The sequence below is a fragment of the Rhizobium skierniewicense genome (genome assembly GCF_014196515.1).
Lineage (GTDB): Bacteria > Pseudomonadota > Alphaproteobacteria > Rhizobiales > Rhizobiaceae > Agrobacterium > Agrobacterium skierniewicense.
Window position 1 is genome coordinate 68,051 of record NZ_JACIDV010000001.1, and the last position, 22,160, is coordinate 90,210.

A 22,160-nucleotide genomic window follows, 5' to 3' on the forward strand; every position below is an offset into this window, starting at 1 on the left:
ATCACTGACCTGCCGCTGGGGCATAGCTTGCGTCGATCAGGCTTGCCACGGTTGCCTTCACGTCAACATCCGGCTTGATGACACCTGCCTTTTGAAGCGCAAGACCTGCCGCCTCGATGGTTTGCGCCTGCTCGTCGCCGATTTTGGATTGGCTGAGGTCTGTCCGCTCCAGCTGCCGCGCAATCACGGCATCCGGCAGTTTCGTCGCGGCCACAAGGGCTGCCTTCAGCTTGGCCGGGTCCTTGCGGGCTTCGTCGCGGGCGCGCTCGTAGGTGGCCAGAACGCGTTTGACGATTGCAGGGTGTTCCTTTGCGAAGTCTTCTCGCACATTCAACACGCCCCAGGAATTATTGGCGGGATTGCGATGAAACAGGATGTCGCCATCTTCGATTTCGGCAGATGCCATGATCGGATCAAGACCGGCCCAGGCATCCACATCGCCGCGCTGCAAAGCCAGACGGCCGTCCGCGTGCTGCAAGAGCACCAGCTTGATGTCTTTTTCGCTCAAGCCCTTTTCCGCAAGCGCCCGAACCAGGAAGATATGGGCGTCGGTTCCGCGGGTTGCGGCAACCGATTTGCCTTTCAAATCCTCGACCTTGGTGATGCCGGTATCTTTGCGGGTCACCAGTGCCACCCATTCAGGCTTCGAATAGACATAGATCGATTTGATGGGGTTGCCGTTGATGCGACCGGCGAGGGCGGCGGCACCGGCCGTGGAGCCGAAGTCGAGCGAGCTTGCATTCAGGAATTCGAGCGCCTTGTTGGAACCGGCAGATTGTACCCAGGTGATCTTGATGCCGTCTTTTTCGAATTCCTTCTCCAGCAGACCATCACTCTTGAGAAGCAGACTGACCGGGTTGTAGGTCGCCCAATCGATCCGGATTTCAGAAATGTCCGCAGCATGGGCCTGGCCCAGCGCCACCAGTCCTGCCAATGCACCCAATGCGGACGCAATCAATGATCTCATGTCTCGATCTCCAGATTAGACACATAGCTTCCGGCAAATCGGCGGCATTTGTAATCCGCGCGCTTTTCAAATTTGCGCCCTTTGGAGAAATATCGACCCTGCCGTGGCGGGCTTGCGTAGCGGAATATTCCGACACGGGACGATCCGCTCCGGCGTCCTGGTTTCAGGCAACGGTCTTTATGTTTTCCTTATGTGATCGTCCCATCTTCCCAATCGAACCCTGACGCAAACAGGGCGTAGTGTGCGCTTCTCAACCAAATGGAGAAACCCATATGTCCGACCTTGTCTTTGTCCTTGGCGGCTGCGCGGTGCTGATCGGCTTTGCCGTTTATGCACGCGGCCTCAATCAGCTGTGAGGGCGGCATGATCGAAGCTTTGCTCGCGCTGGCCGTTGCCGGCGCTCTTGTCGTCTACCTCGTCGTGACGCTGTTGCGTCCCGAACGCTTCTGACCTTTCGGGGAGAATATCCATGACCATCATCGGGTGGCTGCAGATCAGCCTCCTTTTCCTCGCCGTGCTCTGCGTCGTCAAACCGCTGGGGCTTTACATGGCGAAGGTTTTTTCGGGCGAAAGAACATTTCTGTCTCCCGTTCTTCAGCCCATCGAGCGCGGCATTTACCGCGTTGCCGGAACCAGTATGGACAAGGAACAGAACTGGCTGGCCTATACGCTGTCCATGCTCGCCTTTTCGCTGGCAAGCTTTCTCGTTCTCTATGCTATCCTGCGTCTGCAGGCCTATCTGCCGCTCAATCCGCAGGGCTTTGCCAACGTGCCGCCGGATCTGGCGTTCAACACTGCGGTCAGCTTCATCACCAACACCAACTGGCAAAACTACGCCGGTGAAGCAACCATGAGCCACTTTAGCCAGATGGCCGGACTGACCGTGCAGAACTTCCTGTCGGCCGCTGTGGGCATTGCGCTTGCCATGGCCTTTACCCGTGCCTTCATGCGCTCGCAGGCCAGTACGCTGGGCAATTTCTGGGTCGATATGACCAGAGCCACATTGTATGTTCTGGTGCCGCTGGCCATCGTCGTTGCACTCGTCTTCGTCTGGACCGGCGTGCCTCAGACATTGGATGCCAGTGTGACCGCAACCACGCTGGAAGGTGCTCAGCAGGTCATTTCGCTCGGCCCCGTCGCCAGCCAGGAGGCCATCAAGCAATTGGGCACCAATGGTGGCGGTTTCTTCAACGTCAACGCGGCTCACCCCTTTGAAAATCCCTCCGCCTTGTCGAATTACATCAACATCTTCGCGATGCTGTGCGTGTCGTCGGCGCTGGTCTACACATTCGGCCAGCTGGTCGGCAACCGCCGCCAGGGCTGGGTGCTGCTATCGGCCATGGCCATCCTACTGATCTCAGGTGTGGCTGTCATCTACTGGGCGGAAGCGTCGGGCAATTCCATTCTGACCGCATTGGGGGTCGATGCCCTGCAAGGCAACATGGAAGGCAAGGAAGTCCGTTTCGGCCAGGCCATGACGGCACTTTACGCAGCCGTCACCACAGGTCTGTCGAACGGCGGTGTCAATGGCATGCATGGCTCCTTCACGGGTCTCGGCGGCCTAGTCCCCATGTTCCTGATCCAGCTTGGCGAAATCTTGCCGGGTGGCGTCGGCTCAGGCCTCTACGGCATGCTCGTCTTTGCGCTGCTGGCCGTTTTCGTCGCCGGTTTGATGGTGGGAAGAACGCCGGAATTTCTGGGCAAGAAGATCGAAGGACGGGAAATGAAATGCGCCATGCTGGCCGTTCTCATCCTGCCTGTCGCCATCCTCGGCTTCTCAGCGGTGTCGGCCATGCTGCCGATGGCGGTTGCGAGCATCGGCACGGCAGGCCCGCACGGGCTTTCGGAAATCCTGTACGCCTACACGTCTGCTGCGGGTAACAATGGTTCTGCCTTCGGTGGCCTTTCCGGGAACACCATTTGGTACAATACGACGCTTGGCCTCGCCATGCTGCTGGGTCGCTTCGCCTATGTCATTCCCGTCATGGCGATTGCCGGTTCGCTGGCGGCAAAGGTCCGCGTTCCCGCGTCCAGCGGCACGTTCCCGACCGATGGCCCGCTCTTTGTCGGCCTTCTCATCGGCATCATCATCATCCTCGGCGGGCTGCAATATTTCCCGGCTCTGGCGCTCGGACCCATCGTCGAACATTTCGCGATGCTGGCCGGTCAGACCTTCTAAAGGAAACCTCTTCATGTCACAAAAGCCAGAAAAACCTGGTCTTTTCGATCCAGCTATCATCGGTCCCGCCATAAGGCAGGCCTTCGTCAAGCTCGATCCCAGACAACTCTACCGCACACCTGTCATCTTCGTGACCGAGGTGGTGGCCGCCATGGTGACCATCATCTTCGTCCGCGATCTCATGATGGGCCACGGCACGGCCGGTTTCTCCGGCCAGATCGCTGCATGGCTGTGGTTCACGGTGCTGTTCGCCACCTTTGCCGAAGCGGTTGCCGAGGGTCGCGGTCGCGCCCAGGCCGAAAGCCTCAAACGCAGCCGCTCCGATCTCACGGCCCGTCGCCTCGATGCCAATGGCGTGGCGCAGGACGTTCCCGCCACCATGCTTGCGGTGGGCGATGTTGTCGTGGTCGATGCCGGAGAACTCATCCCGGGCGATGGCGAAGTGATCGAGGGTGTCGCGTCCGTCAATGAAAGCGCCATCACCGGCGAATCTGCGCCCGTTATCCGCGAATCCGGTGGGGACCGCTCGGCGGTAACAGGCGGCACGCAGGTTCTGTCCGACCAGCTCAAGATCCGCATCACCACCCCTCAGGGCGCCAGCTTCGTGGACCGGATGATTGCGCTCATCGAAGGGGCGGAGCGTCAGAAGACCCCCAACGAGATCGCTCTGTCGATCCTGCTCTCCGGCCTGACGCTGATCTTTCTCATTGTCGTTATCACGATCTGGGGTCTTGCAGGCTACTCCGGCACGGTGCTTACCGTCACGGTTCTGGCGGCTCTGCTTGTCACCCTCATCCCCACCACCATCGGCGGTTTGCTGTCGGCCATCGGCATTGCCGGTATGGACAGGCTCGTGCGCTTCAATGTCATCGCCACGTCTGGACGTGCCGTTGAAGCGGCAGGCGATGTCGATACGCTGCTTCTCGACAAGACTGGCACGATCACCTTCGGCAACCGTATGGCGGCGGATTTCATCCCCGCACCCGGCGTCACGCAGCAGCAATTGGCCGAAGCCGCGCTTCTGGCCAGCCTGTCGGACGAAACGCCCGAAGGCCGGTCCATCGCGGCCCTTGCGACCGGCGAATTCGGCCTTCAGGCCCCGAAGGCTGTGGTCGACAACACCATTGCGTTCAGCGCGCAGACCCGCCTGTCCGGCGTCGACATGGGCGCACATCAATTGCGCAAGGGCGCCATCGATGCCGTGCTGAAATTCACCGGCCTGACTGACAAGGACGCACCGCGCGAATTTCTGCAGGCGGTGGAAAGTGTGGCACGATCAGGCGGCACGCCGCTGGGTGTGGCTGATGGCAAGCGCCTGCTCGGCGTCATCCACCTCAAGGATGTGGTCAAGCCCGGCATCAAGGAACGGTTTGCCGCTCTGCGCGCCATGGGCATCCGTACCGTCATGGTCACGGGCGACAATCCGGTCACCGCCGCCGCCATCGCATCCGAAGCCGGTGTCGATGACTTCCTGGCCGAAGCAACGCCGGAGGACAAGCTCGCCTATATCAGGCGTGAACAGCAGGGCGGTCGCCTGATTGCCATGTGTGGCGATGGCACCAATGATGCGCCAGCGCTGGCGCAGGCCGATGTCGGCGTTGCCATGCAGAGCGGCACCCAGGCAGCGCGCGAGGCCGCCAACATGGTCGATCTCGACTCCAGCCCGACCAAGCTCATAGAGATCGTCGAAATCGGCAAGCAGCTTCTGATGACACGCGGTTCGCTGACGACGTTTTCCATTGCCAACGATGTCGCCAAATATTTCGCGATCATTCCGGCCTTGTTCGTGACGACCTATCCGGCACTTGCGGCCTTCAACATCATGGGCCTGTCCTCGCCGCAATCGGCCATTCTCTCTGCCGTCATCTTCAACGCTCTCATCATCATCGCGCTCATTCCCCTGGCGCTGAAGGGCATCGCCTACCGGCCATCCAGCGCTGCCGCGCTTTTGCGCCGTAACCTTCTGATCTACGGTCTGGGCGGGCTGCTCCTGCCATTTGCCGGAATCAAGATAATCGATCTCGCCGTTTCGGCCCTGCATCTGGTGTAATCATGTTCAAACTTCTCAGACCCGCCTTTGCCGTTCTCATTCTGCTGACGCTCGTTACCGGCGTTGCCTATCCGCTTGCGGTCACCGGTATCGCTCAGGTGGTCATGCCGCAGCAGGCCAATGGCAGTGTCATCCGTCGTGGCGAAGCCGTCGTCGGCTCTGCTCTCATCGGCCAGAATTTCGCCTCCGAGCGTTATTTCTGGCCGCGTCCTTCGGCAACCTCGCCGGATCCCTATAATGCCGCGGCCTCGTCCGGCTCCAATCTCGGTACGACATCGGCCAAGCTGAAGGACCGTGTCGCTGCGGATATCGAGCGGCTCAAAACGGTGGGCCTAACGGGTGCTGTTCCAGCCGATGCCGTCACCACGTCCGGCTCCGGTCTCGATCCCCATATCTCGCCGGATTTTGCCCAGGCGCAGGTCAATCGCGTCGCAACCGCCCGGCAGTTGTCCGTGCCGCAGGTACAGGATCTGCTGCTCAAGCACACGCAGAATGCCGTCCTTGGAATTGTCGGTGAACCGCGCGTGAATGTGCTAGAGCTGAACCTTGCGCTGGATGCGCTCAAGAGCTGATACGAATGCCGACAAACGACCCTTACGAGACGAACCGTCCCGATCCTGACGCGTTGCTTGCCCTGGCGGAGAAAGACCGCCGGGGCAAGCTGACGATTTTTCTAGGCGCCGCGCCCGGTGTCGGCAAAACCTATGCGATGCTGAACCGCGCCCAGAGATTGCGCACCGATCGCACCGAAATCGTCGTCGGGCTTGCCGAAACCCATGGCCGTACTGAAACCTCCGCGCTTCTGGAAGGGCTGGAGATTTTGCCACGTCTATCGGTCTCCTACCACGGCAAGGAATTGCAGGAGTTCGATCTCGACGGCGCGCTGGCACGAAAGCCTGCGATCATCATCGTCGATGAACTGGCGCATTCCAACCCGGAAGGCTTCCGGCATCCGAAACGCTATCAGGATATCGACGAACTCATCGAGGCCGGGATCGATGTGTGGACGGCGCTCAACATCCAGCATCTGGAAAGCCTCTCCGATCTCGTTTCCCAGATCACCGGCGTCAATGTACGGGAGAGAATTCCCGACACGGTGCTGAAAAAGGCCGATGACGTCTTGCTGGTCGATCTGCCGCCTGCAGAGCTGATCACCCGCTTGCAGGATGGCAAGGTTTACCTGCCCGCCAGCGCGCGCCGCGCCGCCGACAGGTTCTTCCGTCTGGGAAATCTCACCGCACTTCGAGAGCTGGCACTTCGAAGGACCGCTGACCGCGTGGACGATCAGATGATCGACTATCTGCGCCAGAACGCCATCGAGGGTCCGTGGGCAACCGCCGAGCGTCTCCTGGTCTGTATTGGCTCTGACACCTTGTCGGAGAAAGTGGTTCGCGTTGCCAGTCGTCTGGCGTCTGGCCTCAATGCGCCCTGGCTGGTCGTCAACATTTCCCATTCCGATCGCGAAACCCTTGATGACGAGGACCTGCGGCGCATCGATGATACGTTTCGCCTTGCCGAAAAGCTGGGTGCCGAAACCCGGCGCGTTACCGGCAGCGATTTCGTCACCGAGATCATGAAGCTGGCCAAACGAGAGCATGCCACGCAAATTGTCATCGGATCGCATTGTCGAAAATGGCTGCGCAATCCGTTGCGCACCAGCCTTGCCGACGCGTTGACGCAGGAAACGAGCGGCATCGGCCTGCACCTTGTCACTGCCGATGAAAAGACGCCGCATCGCACACGCGCCAAGCCGGTTCTGCCGCGTCTTCCCACGCTGGCCAAACCCTTCGGTATCGCTTTCATGTGCGTCCTGCCAGCCGCCTTGATCGGGGCGCTGATCGACCGCATCGTCTATCTCCCGAATATTTCCCTTCTGTTTCTCATCTCCGTGCTGACATCCGCGGTTTATGCCGGTTTTGCGGCTGCCCTCATGGCGGCGATGCTGTCGGCGCTCGCCTATAATTTCTTCTTCATCCCGCCGCTCTACACCTTCACCATCGCTTCGCCGCATGAGGTGTTTGCGCTCTTCACCTTCGTGGTGGCGGCGATCCTTGCGGGCAGTCTCGGTTCGCGCATTCGCGAGCAGGCCAAGACGGCGCGGGCGCGTGCCACGGCCATGCAGGCGCTTTACGACTTCGCCCGCAAGCTGTCCGGCACCGTCGATGTCGACGAGGTGTTGTGGGCCTCGGTCACGCAGCTGCATGCGGGCATCAATCGCAACATCGTCTTTCTTCGTCCAAACGGCGATGTGCTGGAAACGGCCGCCGCCTGGCCGCCTGACACCGAGTTGGGCATTTCCGAAGTCGCCGCCGCACGTTGGGCGAACACGAGAAAAGAACCGGCAGGCGCCGGTACTGGCACTCTGCCCAATTGCCGGTTCCAGTTCAGGCCGCTCACCACCCCTCACGGTGTGGTCGGCGTTTGCGGCTATGAAGTCGGCGACGAGGCGCTGGATTCCAACGCCGAGCGCATGTTTTCCGCCATCATCGACCAGACGGCGACGGCCATCGACCGCGCCCGCCTGTCGTCGGAGAGCGCCAAGCAGTCCGTGCGTCTGGAAAGCGAGAAATATCGCGAAGCGCTCCTTTCCTCCATTTCCCATGATCTGCGCACGCCCCTCGCCACCATCACCGGTGCCGTCACCAGCCTGCGCGAACTGGGCGAACGGATGACGCCGGAAAGCCGTGACGACCTCCTGCAATCCATCGAGGAGGAGGGTGCGCGGCTTAGCCGTTTCGTCGCCAACCTGCTGGATATGACGCGGATCTCGACAGGCACCCTGCAAGCCAAACGCGAATGGGTTGACGTCAGCGATGTCGTGCGGTCCGCCACGGAGCGCGCCCGCAAATACTTTCCAGCGCAGACATTCGAGACCGGCATTGCGACGGATTTACCGCTTCTTCGGGGAGATAGCGTGCTTCTGGAACAGGTCCTGTTCAACCTTCTGGACAATGCCGCCAAATATGGCGGCGGCGAGCCGGTCAATATTTACGCCCGTCGCGACGGAAAAGAACTGGTCCTGTCGGTCACCGATATGGGCAAAGGCATTCCTACCGTCGATCTCGACCGCATCTTCGAGAAATTCTACCGCCGCTCCAAGACCGATGGCCGCTCGCCCGGCACCGGGCTGGGCCTCTCCATCGCGCGTGGTTTCGTAGAAGCCCTTGGTGGACGCATCCATGCCGAAAGCCCGGCGGTGAGGAAGAGAGGCACTCGTATTGTCATGCGTTTCCCAGTAGAGGAGAAAGACCAGAACTCGGGATCACCATGACACTCGCGCGCATTCTCGTCGTTGATGACGAACCTCAGATCCGGCGTTTTCTGCGCCCAGCGCTCGTCGCTGCGGGCTATGATGTCATCGAGGCCGAAAATGGTGCGGATGCGCTGAAAGCGGTGGCAACCGCTGCACCCGATGCCGTCATTCTCGATCTCGGCCTGCCGGATATGGATGGCAAGGAGGTGATATCAAGCCTTCGCGGCTGGTCCACCATTCCCATCATCATCCTGTCGGCGCGCGACCGCGAGGTGGAAAAGATCGCAGCGCTCGATCTGGGTGCCGACGACTATATCGAAAAACCCTTCGGCATTGGCGAACTCACCGCCCGCATCAGAACCGCCATGCGCCACCGGGCAAATGCCGGCAAAGCCCCCTCGCTCGTCACGGCCGATGGCCTTGTCATTGACGTGATCAAGCGCATCGTGTCCCGAGACGGTCAGTCCATTCGCCTCACGCCGAAGGAATACGACCTTTTGACGCTGCTGGCCCACCATGCGGGCCGCGTCGTCACCCATCGCACCCTTTTGACCTCGGTTTGGGGCCCGGCCCATGAAGAAGACCTGCATTATCTGCGCGTCTTCATCGGCCAGCTTCGCCAGAAGATCGAGCGCGATCCGGCCCAGCCGAAGATCGTCCAGACGGAACCTGGTGTCGGCTATCGGCTGATCAGTGATTAGAGTGCGAACGCATCCACGCGCTTGCCCTCTGCGCTGAAGAGCCTTTCCAACGCGGCGAGATCAGGCGCAGGCGGAGCTTTGGCGAGAGCTTCCCTGGCTTGGTCGTTCAAAGGCAATGCCATGGCCGCCGTCACCAGAACCGTCTCACCAGCGGCGATCTTGCCACGCAACTGCGGCACGAGAGTTCGGGCATGGATGAGGTTGGTGTTGGCAATCGCCTGATGAGCCACACCGTCGCGAAGGGGGCCGGGCGACAGATCGAGGATTGCGCTTGTGTCCTGCTGGCCAAAGCAGACTGCCTTGCCGTTGCTAATCTCGCTCGTATCGCGGTTGAAGTCGGCGCGTTCAATGGCAAAACCGCCTTCGGATGTTTCCAGCGCATAGGGTGTCTTGATCCGGTGAACTCTCACATGCCACGGGTTTTGCGGAATGAGCCATGTCTCGACCACGACATCACGCCATGGGCGCCAGCGGGAATAGAGATGGTCGCCCGCGATGAGCGCCTCCTCCATCGTCTCGCGTGTGCGGAAATGCACGCCATCGTCGGATAGGCCCAGCATGCCGTCGAAACTGGCCGCCGCAAAATGCCGGTCGTCAGCCTCGATGTTGAAGGCATAGCGGGTCGAATAGACGAATTTCGAATATTTCTCCTGCGCGCCTCGCATTTTGTCATGCTGCTGACCGGACGAGAGGACAACGACATTGCCTGGCGTGTGGAACGCCACCATGCCGGGTTTCGGCAAGGGGATTGGCTCGGCAAATGTCTCCGCCGCAGCCTCCTGCGCCGTCCAGAACGGATGGTCGGCCGGTAGTGCCAGGGGTAGAAAGAACTTGAGCGCCCAATAAGGCGAGCAGGGGGAGTTATAGCTCTCGCTCATCAACAGGTTGGGATAGCCGTAACCGATGGATAGCACACCGTCACGGTCACAGATTGGCAGCTTCGACCACCATCTGATATGGCGCATGTAATAGCCTTTGACCTGGCTCCACGGCAGCGCTTCCAGATCGGCAAAGGCAAGCCCGCCCCAGAAGCCCCCTGCGGCAAAGCGGTAGGTCTGGCTGCGGCCAAAGGCGAGCGAAGCGCCATCCGGCCCGAACCAGTGACGGATATCGTTGGCAAAGCGTCTGGAGCGTTGAAGCAAACGGGCTTTCCTCTCCTCATCACCCTTGCCAAGCACCGTGTAGATCAGCCCATAGAAGTGCATGGCAAAGGGCACGTAATGATCAACCCGACGCACCGGCCCATCGCGATACCAGCCGTCGCCAATATCAAAAGCCTCAAGTTCATCGAGATAGGCCTGCGTCTTGGTGGTATCGAACGCGACACCCACACGCTCCAGACCCAGATCGATCAGAACCCGGAAGAACTTCCAGTTGTTGTCAACGAATTCGCGGTCACGCGCCGCCAGCAGATAGGCGGCAACGACGTCCTTGTCTGCCTCGCTCAATGGTTCCCATATGTGCTGTGGCACCATGGCCAGTGCAAAACCGATGGCTGCCAGCTCGACAAGCCGCTGGTTGCGGTCGGACACGTCGCCCCAATATTCGGCGTGATCCGGGTTGGTGCCATTGGCCAGACCGCGCCGGTACAGTTCCCAATGTGGGAAGTCATATCCGCCAGCAGCCAGGGGAACGATGCCCCAGAGCGGCCGTGCGAAGCCCTCCAGTTCGGCTGCGGGATAGTCGAAGATCGCGCCTGTCGCGCTCAACCGCACTCGCGCTCCTCCTTGCGAAAAATATGGCAGAAGCGGGTTGAACAGGTCCATCACCCCTTTCGCAAGATCGTCCCGCGTGAGCAGTGGATTGTTGAAAAGCGGATTGTCCCTAGCGCTATCGTGATGCACGGCATGTCTTTCAAAAACAGGTCATAAAAGACGGCGGTCGCGAGAGGCCCGCGACCGCCCGATGCTTACTTGATGGCTTTGACGCCGTCGTCCATGTCCTTGATACCGTCATCGATGGAGAGGTTATCGGTCATCAGCGCATCGTGGACGCGGTTCAGCACGACTTCGATGCGGGCGGCATTCGGGTTGACCGCCATTTCCAGATAGGCCTTGCCGGCTTTCAGCGCATCCTTGCTGTTCTGGTCCTGCGGAAAGCCTGGAAGCGCTGCGATGGTCTGGGCGACCGTGTCCGATCTCAGCGCCGGGAATGTGCCGGTCGATGCAACGATTTCAGCGCCCTCCGGGCCGGTCACAAACTTGATGAAATCAAGCGCCGCTTCCTTGTGTGCCGAATTGGAATTGACCGACAGACCAGAAATTTGCGCGGCCGTCGTGCCTGCTTCCACGCCATCGGGATGCGGGAACTTGACGATACCCCAATTGGCGCTCTTGGATTCGCCTGATTTCACCTTGGCGATCTGCGTTCCCATGAACCACGTTCCCATCGGCAACATGCCGATGGTGCCGTTGAAGAAGAGCGCGGAATAATGGGTGTTGGAGGTTTTGAGCGATGCATAGGACGGGATGGCGCCGCTCTTTTGCAGGGCAAGTGCCCGTTCGTACCAAGGCTTCAGAAACGCGTAGTTGCCATCGACCAGCGTCTGCTTGCCATCCTGAATGCCGGGCAGTTGTACGGTCGAGCGCCATGTGTGCAACAGCGCACCATAGACACGGTTTTGGCCCATGCCGCCTTTGAGCTTCGTGGCGATCTCGTCAAACTGCGCCCAAGTCATGTCATTGGTGGGATAGGGGACGCCTGCCTTGTCGAAGATGTCCTTGTTGTAATAGACGATCCAGAAATCGGAACGGAACGGCAGGGCGTAGATTTTGCCATCCACCGTCAGTTCCTCGATCAGCCCGCCATAGCCTGCCGGATCGATCTTCTGGTCCTTCATGTAGCCGCTGAGATCGTCAATGTTTCCGGCCCGCACGAGGTTGGCGTAACCCGGCACGTCCTTGATGGTGACGATATCGATGTCCTTCGAGCCGCCGGTCAACTGCGTCGAAATCATCTGCGTATAGTCCTGCGAACCCAGATCGACGGGCTCGAAACTCACATTCGGATGCTTGGCTTTATAAGCGTCCATCAGCGGCTTGAAGTAGGCACCCTTGTCGAGATCCCACAAAGCCCATTTCAGGGTCACCGGCGCATCACTCTGCGCAAAGGCGGCCCCTCCCATGCTCATGGCAAAGCCTATTCCTACGGTGGCCAAAGCGAATGCACGTCGTGTCGTGTTGAATTCCATCGTCGGTTTCCTCCCGGACTGTGTTTGGTTTTATGGATGTTTCGGGTTGCTTGGCTCTTGCACCTCAAGGGTCTCGATGTGCCGTGCGGCAAAGCACATGGTGAAGATGCCCAGCGAAAAGTTGATGGTGGCAGGCATGAACACCGACACCGGATAAAACAGGATATGGGCGAGCCAGAGAGCGGCTGCGAAACCCAATGCAGCCGACATGGGCAGCGGCTTCACCAGTGCCAAAAGCGCCGCCTGTCGAAACAGGCTGGAAAACGACAGGTCGCGCGTCACGGCCAGCACGATGGCATAGGCGGATACGAGGCCGGTAAACAGCGTGATGACGATGCTGATCGCCAAAGGCAGGCTGTAGATCAGCGCATCCGGCACCGCTTTTGCATAGGCAATGACGGCATAGATGCTGGCGGCGATCATTGCGGCGCAAACCGCAATCAGCACCGTGCCGCGTACCGCATAGTGCCGGAGAGCCTCCAGAAAGTCGCGTAGCAGATAGGTATTTTCATCCGCAACGATTGCGCGGGACACCCGCGCCATGGCCAGCGTGGCCGCAGGGATCGTGAGCAATGGCAGGCTGGCAATCAGGAACAGCAGATTGAGCTTCACCAGCTCCCACCATTCCCGTTTCAAAATATCGAAGAACAGGGCAAGGCCGGTGGCGCGCGGGGCATCCTTGTCGATCCCGGCTCCCTCCCTTGTCCATAGTCCTTCAAGCCACTGCATCATGCGCCTCCCAGCGTTCAGTAGAGAATGGAACGTTCCGTTTCCGGGTCGAAGACCTGCGCGCCCGTCAGGTCGGCAATCAGGGTGATGTCATCGCCTATTCTGCCTTTGAACCGCGGCGAAACACGCGCGATCAGCGCCTTGCCGCTTGCAACAAGATTGAGGTGAACCTCCGATCCCATCGGCTCGGCCAGTTCCAGCGTGGCGTTGAAAGGCACGGTGTTTGCCGCGTCGATATCAGCGGGCGCAAACTCGTGAAAATTCTCCGGGCGGATGCCGAGGATCACGTCCTTGTTTTCGTAAGGGCGCAGCCGTTCGGCATCGATGCTCGCAGGCAAAGGCAGCGGCGTGCCATCGAACACGGCCGTGACGCGTTCACCGTCCCGCTTCAATGTTACCGGCAGCATGTTCATCTGCGGTGCGCCGATAAAACCGGCGACGAACATATTGATGGGCCGGTCGTATAGTTGCTGCGGCGTGTCCACCTGCTGGATGTGACCATCCTTCATGACCACGATGCGGTCCGCCATCGTCATGGCTTCGATCTGGTCGTGCGTCACATAGATGAAAGTGGCATCCAGCCGCTTGTGCAGCTTGCTGATCTCGGCGCGCATCGTGCCGCGCAGCTTGGCATCGAGGTTGGACAACGGTTCGTCGAGAAGAAACACTTCCGGGTTGCGCACCATGGCGCGGCCCAGCGCCACGCGCTGCCGTTGCCCGCCCGACAGCGCCTTCGGCTTGCGGTTCAAGAGATGCGTGATGTCAAGAATATTGGCCGCTTCCTTCACCTTCTCGTCGATGAAATCGCGCGGCGCTTTGCGCAATTGCAGGCCGAAGGCCATGTTCTTGTACACCGTCATATGCGGGTAAAGCGCGTAGTTCTGGAACACCATGGCGATATCGCGGTCTTTCGACGGCACGTCGTTCATCACGTCCTCGCCGATGCGAAGCTCGCCACCGGAGATGTCCTCCAGCCCGGCAATCATCCGCAATGTCGTGGACTTGCCGCAGCCGGACGGGCCGACGAGAATGATGAATTCCTTGTCGGCGATCTCCAGATCGATATCGTGGACGACCTTGAGCGCACCAAAGGTCTTGTTGAGTTTTTTCAGCGAAATGCTTGCCATACCGTCCTCACGCGATCACCAGTAGGAGGCCCAGTTGCGCGACAGTCGCGTCAGGGCTTCCAGATAATAATAGTCGCCCCACGACACGCACTCGTCGACGCCTTCGCCGCGGCAGGTGTTGTGCGGCGTCTTCTTCGAATAGGTGCCGTGGAGAAGCTGACCGTTGGAAACAGCCGGATCCCTGACCGAATAGCTATCGACAAGGCTTTTCACCATGCGCCCGGCGAGATTGCGGTATTCCTCGGCCTTCTCAGGCTCTTCCAGATCGGCCATTTCCAGCAGGCCGCAGGCAACGATAGCCGCGGCCGAGCTGTCGCGCGGTTCGCCATCCTTCTCGGTGAAGACGAGGTCCCAATAGGGCACGAGATCGGACGGCAGGCGCTTCAGGTAAAAGGCCAGCAGTCGCTCGAACGCCTCACGATAGGCGGGCAGCCGCTCGTAGCGGTAGGAAAACGCCATTCCGGCAATACCCCAGGCCTGGCCACGCGCCCAATAGCTCTCGTCGCTATAACCCTGCTTCGTCACGCCGCGCACCGGCGCGCCGGTGTGCGGGTCCATGTAGAAAGTGTGATAGGTGGAATCGTCAGGCCGAACGGAATGGGCAAGCGTTGTGCGGGCATGGGCCAGCGCGACGTCGCGGTACTCTTCGCGGCCTGTCTGCTCGGCTGCCCAGTAGAGCAGCGGCAGGTTCAGCAGGCAGTCGATGATGTAGCGATATTCGTCGGGATTGTTCTTGCGGCCCCATGCCTGAATGAACTGCCCGACAGGCTGGAACCGCTCCATCAACTGGTCGGCGGCCATCAGGGCTGCGCGCTTGCCGTCCTCGTCGCCCACCAGCTTCCAGGCGGCGATGCAGGATGGTGAATAGAGAAAGCCCATGTCGTGATGGTCCGTCTCGATGCGGTTTTCGATCCGGTGCAGAAAACTCTGCACCTGTATCTGTGCCGCATGTTGAAACACCCTGTCGCCCGTATGCTCGAAGGCGAGCCATATCTGTCCCGGCCAGAACCCTGCAGTCCATTGATCGTTGGCGACGGCAGGATAGACATTGCCGACGCTGGAGTGGTTCTGTGCCTTGTAGGTAAATTCCGGCAGGTTGCGCCGCACCTGTTCGACAGCCGTCGCCATCGCCACATCGACTTCGGCTTCGCTGATCGGGCTGGGTTGGGTGTCGGTAGAATTCAGCATGGTATCAACCCTTGATCCCGGAGGAGGCGACGCCTTCGACGAAGAAACGTTGCAGCGCCAGAAAAACGATAAGCACCGGGATCAGGGCGACCACGGAGGCGGCCATGATCAACCCGTATTCTGCAGAATATTGCGAAATGAACATGCGAAGCCCGATCTGGATGGTCTTCAGCTCGGTTTTCGTCAGATAGATCATCGGCCCCAGAAAGTCGTTCCAGGTCGTGACGAACGTGAAGATCGTCAGCGTCGAGAGCGCCGGCTTGGACAGCGGCAACATGATCTTCGCCCAGATCTGGTACTCGTTCATGCCGTCGATGCGGGCTGCCTCGCACAATTCATTGGGGATCGACATGTAGAACTGCCGCATCAGAAACACGCCGAACGCGGTGAAGGCTTGGAGCAGTATCAGCGCCAGATGGGTGTTGTTGAGGCCGAATTCGCGCATCAGCAGAAACTGTGGCACCATATAGACCTGCCACGGCATGGCGATGGTGGCGATGTAGCCCAGAAACAGCGTGTTCTTGTAGGGAAAATGCAGCTTGGCAAAGGCATAGGCCGCGAAACTCGACGTCAGCAACTGCATGATCGTGACGATGATGGTCAGCTTCGACGTGTTGTAGATGAACAGCGCCAGCGGAATCTTCGTCCAGATCTCGGTGTAGTTCTCCCACCGTGGCTGCGCCGGTATCCATTCGATGGGGAAGGCGAAGACATCGCGGCTCAGCTTGAGCGACGCCGACAGCATCCACGCAAACGGCAGCAGCATGATGATGGTGATCGCGATGACGGTTGCGTAGACGGCAATCGTACCAACAGTGACTTTCCGGCCCATGATCCGCATCGTCTCAGTCCTCCCGCTGACGTTTGAACTGGACGACGGTTACGGCCAGCACAAGGAAGAACAGAACCAGCGCAATCATGCTGGAATAGCCGAGATCCCATGAAATGAAGGCTTCGTTGTAGATGTGGTAGACCAGAACCAGCGTCGACGTGCCGGGTCCGCCCTGCGTAATCATGTAGACCTGATCGAAGACCTTGAACGACTGGATGGTCAGCATGACGGTGACGAAGAACGTCGTCGGTGCCAGTTGCGGCAGCGTGACGTGGATGAACTTCTGCCAGGCATTGGCACCATCAAGCCCGGCAGCCTCATAAAGCTCGGAATTGATGCCCTGAAGCCCGGCCAGATAGATCACCATGTAATAACCCATGCTTTTCCAGATGCCGAACAGAATGACGGTCACCATCGCCCAGTGCCGATCTGCGGCCCAGCCGGGCATGTCCGCCGGGTCCATGCCCAAAGTGTAGAGCAGCATGTTCACAGGCCCCATTTCGGGGTTGAAAATCATGTTCCACACGACCGCCACAGCCACCAGCGAGGCGACATAGGGAAAGAACATGGCGGTGCGGAAGAAGTCGCGCCCGAGGATTTTCTGGTTGAGCAAAACCGCCAGCCCCAGCGCGCAGGCGAGCGTCGCCGGCACGGAAACCACGGTGTAGACGATCGTGTTCCAGAAGGCCGAGATAAACGCCTTGTCTTCGAACAGGCGCCAGAAATTGTCCAGCCCTGCAAAGCTCATGGCATTGGAGCCATCCCAGTGCATGAAGGCCAGTGCGAAGGCAAACAGGATGGGGCCGAGCGTGAAGATGGCAAAGCCGAGGAAATTCGGGGCAATGAAGGAGTAGGCGATCAGCGCATTTTCGACCCGGCGTCGTTTCTTCGAAACGATCCGCACCTTTTTCTTGCGGTATGGGGCCGCCTGTGTGTCGGACGCGGTCACGATGGCCACGGCATTCCTCCCATTGTCGGCCAGCCATCGTCATCATCGACGCGGACCTCGGTCATCTCCTGCGATCAGATTTTCACCTGACGCCTCCAGCTGTTTTGATATCATAAATTCTGCATTGGTCAAACAACTTCACATAAAGTCAGACAAATTCTCTGGAGATCGCGAAAGACGTATGATAGGAGCGTTGCTACCGAATATCGAACGCGCGGGAGGTCGAGGGCGTGTTTGCAGAACTGATACCGCTTCTGCCGCACCGGCTGGGCGATTTTGCCGCAGATCTCACCGCTGACAGTCTTCGCGCTGCTGCGTCGCAGGGTATCCACGCCCAGCTGGTTGATGCCGCGGCAAAGGCGCTCGATGAACCCTGGTCGGTTATCCTTGCAGGCGATTATTGGGAATATACGCAAAACGGTAATCGTTCCCGCTTCGAGACGCTCTATTTCTCCCGCCGTCTCAGGCTGAACGCGCTGGTTCTGGGCGAATGTATCGAAGGGCAGGGGCGTTTCCTGACGCAAATCATCGATGGCCTGTGGCTCATCTGCGAGGAAAGCGGCTGGCAATTGCCGGCGCATAATTCCCATATTCGCGGAGGTCCGCGCACGCCCCTTCCCGATCCGCAAAACCCTGTCATCGATCTCTTCGCAGCCGAGACGGCAGCCAATCTGGCGCTGGTCTCGCATCTGCTTTCGTCGCAACTGGACACCTTCGTTGTCGCGCGAATATCGCACGAAATCGATCGGCGCATCCTGGTGCCATACCTGTCGCGCCACTTCTGGTGGATGGGCAGTGGTGTGGAGCGAATGAACAACTGGACGGCGTGGATCACGCAGAACATTCTTCTCTCCACCTTCCTGCGCAGCACCGATCAGCCCACCCGCCGTGCCGTTACCGAGCAGGCGCTGAAAAGCCTCGATGCCTTCCAGAAAGACTACGCCGATGACGGCGCCTGCGAAGAAGGCGCGCTTTATTACGGACACGCGACGCTGTGCATGTTCACAAGCCTTGCGGTTCTGGGTGACGTTGCCCCCGGCGTGACCGACACACTCTTGCGCGAAGACAAGCTGCGCAATATGGCCGAATTCATTGGTCACATGCATGTGGCGGATGACAGCTTCTTCAATTTCGCAGATGCCCCGGCCCGGTTTCAAACCAGCGGCCTGCGCGAATATCTCGTCGGTAAAACCATTGCATCGCCTGATCTTCAGGCCTTTGCCTTCGATCGCTGGCAGCATTCGTCCAAGCGGTTGATGCAGGATGAGTGGAACCTGTGGTATCGCGTGCAGGCGGTGCTGACGGAACGGGAACTGGCCGAGGTCACTCTCCCGGCGCCTCAGAAGCGTGATATCTTTTATCCCGGCATTGAGCTTGCGATTGCGCGCGACGACGTCTTCGATCTCGCGGTCAAGGGTGGCAACAATGGCGAAAGCCATAACCACAACGATGTCGGCAGCATCACGCTTTACAAGCATGGTCGCCCTTTCCTCATTGATGTCGGCGTGGAAACCTACACGGCCAAGACCTTCTCGCCGCAGCGCTACGACATCTGGACCATGCAATCGGCTTTCCACAATTTGCCCAGCTTCGGCGGCGTGATGCAGAAGGACGGGGAAGCCTATACGGCGGGTGATTTCAAAGTCGATTTTGCCCCGGAAAAGGCCGAAATATCTCTGGATCTTGCCCGCGCCTATTCGCCAGACGCTGGCGTCCGCAGCTACACCAGAACCGTCCGGCTCGTCCGAGGCCAGCATGTCGAGATCGTCGACGACCATGAGGGCGAGCGCGAGGCCGTTCTGTCGCTTATGACAATCGACGCGCCCCGCATCGATGGCGATAGTCTGTTGGTCGGCGATCTCGGATCGATCGAGATCGAGGGAGCAGGCGTTCCCGCCACCGAAACCATTCGGATCGATGATCCGCGCCTGCGCCAGTCATGGCCGGGTACCATCCACCGCACCCTCATTCCGCTAAAAGGCAAACGCCTTCGCCTCGTCATCCGCTAAGGGAGAATGCCGATGAAGCTCACACTCAAAGTCGTCAACGCAGCCGGTGCCGTCCTGTCGCAATCCAGTTGTGACGATGAGGTCTTTCTGGTCTATCGCAATGACTACGCTGAAGGTGACCGGATCGTTGTCGAAGCGGAAAAGCCCGTTCATATCGATCTCAGCCTCGATGCGGGCATGCCGCCCGCGCGTCTTTTCATGGCGGCTACGAATTTCGCTCTCCCTGTGCCCTTCGGCTTGACGCGCAAGACCTATCCGCCGCAGGCATTTCTGGGAAATCTCCACCGCATTTCCGCCTGTTATGTCCATCCCGATGAGGCGTCGACACGTCGAAATCTCGCTCTCAATCCTTTCGACCATCATGATAACAACACCCTCTTTCCGCACGCCAAGGCCAATGTGGAAACGCGCGGCGAGGCCGTCTTTGCGGCACGCAATGCCATCGATGGCGAAAAGGCCAATACGGACCACGGCTTCTGGCCCTATACAAGCTGGGGTATCAACCAGGATCCGGCCGCGACCCTCACTCTCACCTTCGGCCGTCCGGTTTTGATCGATCAGATCACGCTGTATCTCAGGGCAGATTTTCCCCATGACGCCTGGTGGAACGAGGCCAGCATGACCTTCTCAGACGGGCATGTGCTGACCGTCCCGCTGGTGAAATCAGGTGCAGCTCAGGCTTTCCCCATGCTGCCTCGAACCGTGGAATGGGTGCGGTTGCACGATCTGAAAAAAGCCGACGACCCATCGCCGTTTCCGGCGCTGACACAGTTGGAGGTCTGGGGCGCCGATGCGCCTTAGGCACGGTGCGTTTCAGTTGGTGGCGATACCACGCAGATCGCGCATCATCTCGCGGTAGCGAATCTGGCTGCCGCGCAGGTGTTCCTGCATGGCAAGCTTTGCCGCCTGTTCGTTGCGATCTGAAATTGCCACGATGATTGCCTCATGTTCCCTGTGTATCAGGCGTCGATAGGCAGTCTGGTCAACCTCTTGCTGCTTGGGGACGAATTTGGATTGCGGAATGGCTGCCGGTCCGTGCAGTTCCAGAAACTGCGTGAACAGGGGATTGTTGGTCGCCGCCGCAATCGCGAAATGCAGCGCGAGATCCGCCTCGCGGATGGACTGGTTTGTCTCGATGCATTCCAGCACCTTGGCATGACACTCGAAAATCGCCTCTTCCTGCGAAGGCGACCGGCGAAGGGCTGCAAGTCCAGCTGCCTCGATTTCAAGCGGCGTGCGGATCTCCAGCACTTCCAGATCCGATGATAATCTCGCCTTGTCCACGACCGTGGCGGGACGCGCATTCTTTTCCGTCTTCAAGACAAAGATGCCCGCCCCCTGGCGGACTTCGACAAGCCCGTCATGGCGCAGCGCTGCAACCGCCTCCCGCACAACCGTTCGACTGACGCCGTGCTCTTCGGTCAGTTCGATCTCGCTCGGCAATCTGTCCCCAGGTCCATATCTCCCGGACGCGATCACCTCGCGCAAAATGCCGCTGAGCTGGCTGACGAGCGAGGCTCCGTTCTTAGGGCGCTCTTTTCCAATATGACGCATGTTGAGGGATCGCCCGGCGTTGAAAATGGATGTTTACAGCAAATACATATGATGAATTTTGATCAATATCAATCATTGTTCTATTTGTCAGATGATTGAATGCGTTTCCGTCTTTGGAACGCTCACTGTCCGTGTATGCTTTTGCTTCCAGCGCGTAACCAATTGAACATACAATTGCTGTAACATTCATCCCGTTGCAGCGACAGGACGGGTTAAGGGGTTTGGGCATGGCAGACCGAGCGGAATTTTTGATGCAGAAGCTCGTCGCGCTTTACGCGGACCGCGACGGCGCAACCGCCATCGAATACGGCCTCATCATTGCGCTCATCGCTTCGGCCATCATTGTCGGCATGCAAACCATCGGCACCAATATCACGGCGATCTTTCAGTTTCTGTCGGACACTTTCACCAACGCAATGGCCTGATCACCACGCAATTTAGTCGTCGTTCTTTGACGGCAGTTTGATTTCAGCGGTCTTCAACGCGTCGGCAAGACGCACCTTAGCAGAGCCCGGTTTCAGCGGTTTCTGCTGGCTTTCGTGCGGCGCCCAGCCTGAGACAAAAATGATCGAGAAGGTTGCGCGGATACGACCGTCCGGATCACTGTATTTCTCGGCATAAAGTTCGGCAGCACGCATGAAGAACCGCCGGTTCAGCGGTTTTCTGCTGCGTCCCGTCAGCGGGTTGGACATGCCCATGGCCCTGAGATCGCGCATCAAAGGCAGGATCGAATCGTACCGCACCGTATAGGTCTCCGTATCCGTCACCGGCAGGGCAAATCCGGCCCTTTGCAGCAAAGCACCGACATCCCGCACATCGGCGAAAGGAATGACGCGCGCGCTGGCCCCGCCACTCAACTCTATTTCAGTGGATAAAAGCACATCGCGCAGCTCCTGCAAGGTGCCAGCACCGGGAATGGCGGCCATAAACAGACCATCGGGCTTCAAGGCCCGGCGGATCTGGATCAGCGTGCCTGGCGTGTCGTTGGTGAGATGAAGGCTGAGCGGCGAGACGATCAGATTGGCCGATGATGGCTCGAGCGGCAGGTGCTCGATGGGCGCTATCTCGAGTGGTTCGTCACCATTGGCAAAAGCAGCATCCATCTCGACGCGCTTGACGGCTCCGACCTTGCCTGTGTCGAGAATGCGCCGTGCCGTGATGCCGGTCGCGCCATGCAGTTCGACGGCGTTATCAAAATGCCGCTCAACGATGGCGAGACGGTCTGCCAGCTCGTCTGCGGCAAGATCCAGCAGGAAAAGCGCCTTGTCGTCGCGCGAGCGCCATGCGCGCTTGCGATTCTTCTCGATCAACGCCGCGTCGAAAACAATGTCCATACCGTCATCCATCCAAACTTTGCTGTCGCAAAGGCACCCGTTCGCGCTTATTGTCAACCGCATGCACCCTTGGGAAAAGCCATTTTCGAGCAACGTCG

19 protein-coding genes are annotated in these 22,160 nt (G+C 59.2%); 9 read left to right on the forward strand and 10 right to left on the reverse strand.

The window, feature by feature from the left end:
• Position 1: 1 nt before the first annotated feature.
• Entirely contained in the window at positions 2-967 is a 966-nt protein-coding gene (locus GGQ73_RS00310; protein ID WP_174155808.1) for an aliphatic sulfonate ABC transporter substrate-binding protein, read from the reverse strand.
• A 330-nt stretch (positions 968-1,297) separates the two neighbouring features.
• Here GGQ73_RS00310 and kdpF point away from each other — a divergent pair, with 330 nt between their 5' ends.
• The 6 genes from kdpF to GGQ73_RS00340 are packed head-to-tail and all read left to right on the forward strand — an operon-like array spanning position 1,298 to position 9,150.
• Positions 1,298-1,417 carry a K(+)-transporting ATPase subunit F gene (kdpF, locus tag GGQ73_RS00315; RefSeq protein WP_202049545.1) on the forward strand — a complete coding sequence of 40 codons (120 nt, stop codon included), beginning with the start codon at positions 1,298-1,300 and terminating at the stop codon, positions 1,415-1,417.
• 19 nt (positions 1,418-1,436) lie between these two features.
• Positions 1,437-3,146, forward strand: a complete 1,710-nt coding sequence (kdpA, locus tag GGQ73_RS00320; protein WP_183893057.1) for a potassium-transporting ATPase subunit KdpA — start codon at positions 1,437-1,439, stop codon at positions 3,144-3,146.
• A gap of 13 nt (positions 3,147-3,159) precedes the next feature.
• On the forward strand, positions 3,160-5,196 hold the full coding sequence (gene kdpB, locus GGQ73_RS00325; protein WP_174155810.1) for a potassium-transporting ATPase subunit KdpB: 2,037 nt from the start codon (positions 3,160-3,162) through the stop codon (positions 5,194-5,196).
• A 2-nt stretch (positions 5,197-5,198) separates the two neighbouring features.
• Positions 5,199-5,768 (forward strand): potassium-transporting ATPase subunit KdpC, encoded by a 570-nt coding sequence (kdpC, locus tag GGQ73_RS00330; protein WP_183893058.1) that lies wholly within the window; start codon positions 5,199-5,201, stop codon positions 5,766-5,768.
• Between the two features lie 5 nt (positions 5,769-5,773).
• Positions 5,774-8,467 (forward strand): sensor histidine kinase, encoded by a 2,694-nt coding sequence (locus tag GGQ73_RS00335; RefSeq protein ID WP_183893060.1) that lies wholly within the window; start codon positions 5,774-5,776, stop codon positions 8,465-8,467.
• Positions 8,464-9,150: a response regulator gene (locus GGQ73_RS00340; RefSeq protein ID WP_174155813.1), complete on the forward strand. Its 687-nt coding sequence runs from the start codon at positions 8,464-8,466 to the stop codon at positions 9,148-9,150. Before GGQ73_RS00335 ends, GGQ73_RS00340 begins: the two co-directional genes overlap by 4 nt.
• On the opposite strand, the gene GGQ73_RS00345 is transcribed toward GGQ73_RS00340, so the two are convergent.
• The 7 genes from GGQ73_RS00345 to GGQ73_RS00375 all read right to left on the reverse strand — a co-directional run bounded on the left by GGQ73_RS00345 (position 9,147) and on the right by GGQ73_RS00375 (position 17,168).
• Entirely contained in the window at positions 9,147-10,994 is a 1,848-nt protein-coding gene (locus GGQ73_RS00345) for a DUF2264 domain-containing protein (protein ID WP_183893062.1), read from the reverse strand. The two genes, GGQ73_RS00340 and GGQ73_RS00345, sit on opposite strands and share 4 nt — an antisense overlap.
• Before the next feature lie 65 nt (positions 10,995-11,059).
• Positions 11,060-12,280 (reverse strand): ABC transporter substrate-binding protein, encoded by a 1,221-nt coding sequence (locus GGQ73_RS00350; RefSeq protein WP_234910851.1) that lies wholly within the window; start codon positions 12,278-12,280, stop codon positions 11,060-11,062.
• Between the two features lie 90 nt (positions 12,281-12,370).
• Positions 12,371-13,069 (reverse strand): DUF624 domain-containing protein, encoded by a 699-nt coding sequence (locus GGQ73_RS00355; RefSeq protein ID WP_183893066.1) that lies wholly within the window; start codon positions 13,067-13,069, stop codon positions 12,371-12,373.
• Between the two features lie 17 nt (positions 13,070-13,086).
• Positions 13,087-14,196: an ABC transporter ATP-binding protein gene (locus GGQ73_RS00360; RefSeq protein WP_183893068.1), complete on the reverse strand. Its 1,110-nt coding sequence runs from the start codon at positions 14,194-14,196 to the stop codon at positions 13,087-13,089.
• A gap of 15 nt (positions 14,197-14,211) precedes the next feature.
• Positions 14,212-15,384, reverse strand: coding sequence for a glycoside hydrolase family 88 protein (locus GGQ73_RS00365; RefSeq protein WP_183893070.1), 1,173 nt, complete (start codon positions 15,382-15,384; stop codon positions 14,212-14,214).
• A 4-nt stretch (positions 15,385-15,388) separates the two neighbouring features.
• The gene (locus tag GGQ73_RS00370) at positions 15,389-16,225 is read right to left on the reverse strand and encodes a carbohydrate ABC transporter permease (RefSeq protein ID WP_174155819.1); all 837 of its coding nucleotides are present in this window, start codon (positions 16,223-16,225) and stop codon (positions 15,389-15,391) included.
• A gap of 4 nt (positions 16,226-16,229) precedes the next feature.
• Positions 16,230-17,168, reverse strand: a complete 939-nt coding sequence (locus GGQ73_RS00375; protein WP_412762944.1) for a carbohydrate ABC transporter permease — start codon at positions 17,166-17,168, stop codon at positions 16,230-16,232.
• Between the two features lie 227 nt (positions 17,169-17,395).
• On the opposite strand from GGQ73_RS00375, the gene GGQ73_RS00380 reads away from it, so the two are divergent.
• Positions 17,396-19,174 carry a heparinase II/III domain-containing protein gene (locus GGQ73_RS00380; protein WP_183893074.1) on the forward strand — a complete coding sequence of 593 codons (1,779 nt, stop codon included), beginning with the start codon at positions 17,396-17,398 and terminating at the stop codon, positions 19,172-19,174.
• A 12-nt stretch (positions 19,175-19,186) separates the two neighbouring features.
• On the forward strand, positions 19,187-19,975 hold the full coding sequence (locus GGQ73_RS00385) for a DUF7402 domain-containing protein (RefSeq protein WP_183893075.1): 789 nt from the start codon (positions 19,187-19,189) through the stop codon (positions 19,973-19,975).
• Between the two features lie 12 nt (positions 19,976-19,987).
• Here GGQ73_RS00385 and GGQ73_RS00390 read toward each other — a convergent pair whose 3' ends face one another.
• The gene (locus GGQ73_RS00390) at positions 19,988-20,728 is read right to left on the reverse strand and encodes a FadR/GntR family transcriptional regulator (protein WP_174155823.1); all 741 of its coding nucleotides are present in this window, start codon (positions 20,726-20,728) and stop codon (positions 19,988-19,990) included.
• Positions 20,729-20,979: 251 nt separating this feature from the next.
• Here GGQ73_RS00390 and GGQ73_RS00395 point away from each other — a divergent pair, with 251 nt between their 5' ends.
• Positions 20,980-21,153 carry a Flp family type IVb pilin gene (locus GGQ73_RS00395; protein WP_183893747.1) on the forward strand — a complete coding sequence of 58 codons (174 nt, stop codon included), beginning with the start codon at positions 20,980-20,982 and terminating at the stop codon, positions 21,151-21,153.
• Positions 21,154-21,165: 12 nt separating this feature from the next.
• Here GGQ73_RS00395 and GGQ73_RS00400 read toward each other — a convergent pair whose 3' ends face one another.
• The gene (locus tag GGQ73_RS00400; protein ID WP_183893077.1) at positions 21,166-22,062 is read right to left on the reverse strand and encodes a methyltransferase domain-containing protein; all 897 of its coding nucleotides are present in this window, start codon (positions 22,060-22,062) and stop codon (positions 21,166-21,168) included.
• Between the last annotated feature and the right edge of the window lie 98 nt (positions 22,063-22,160).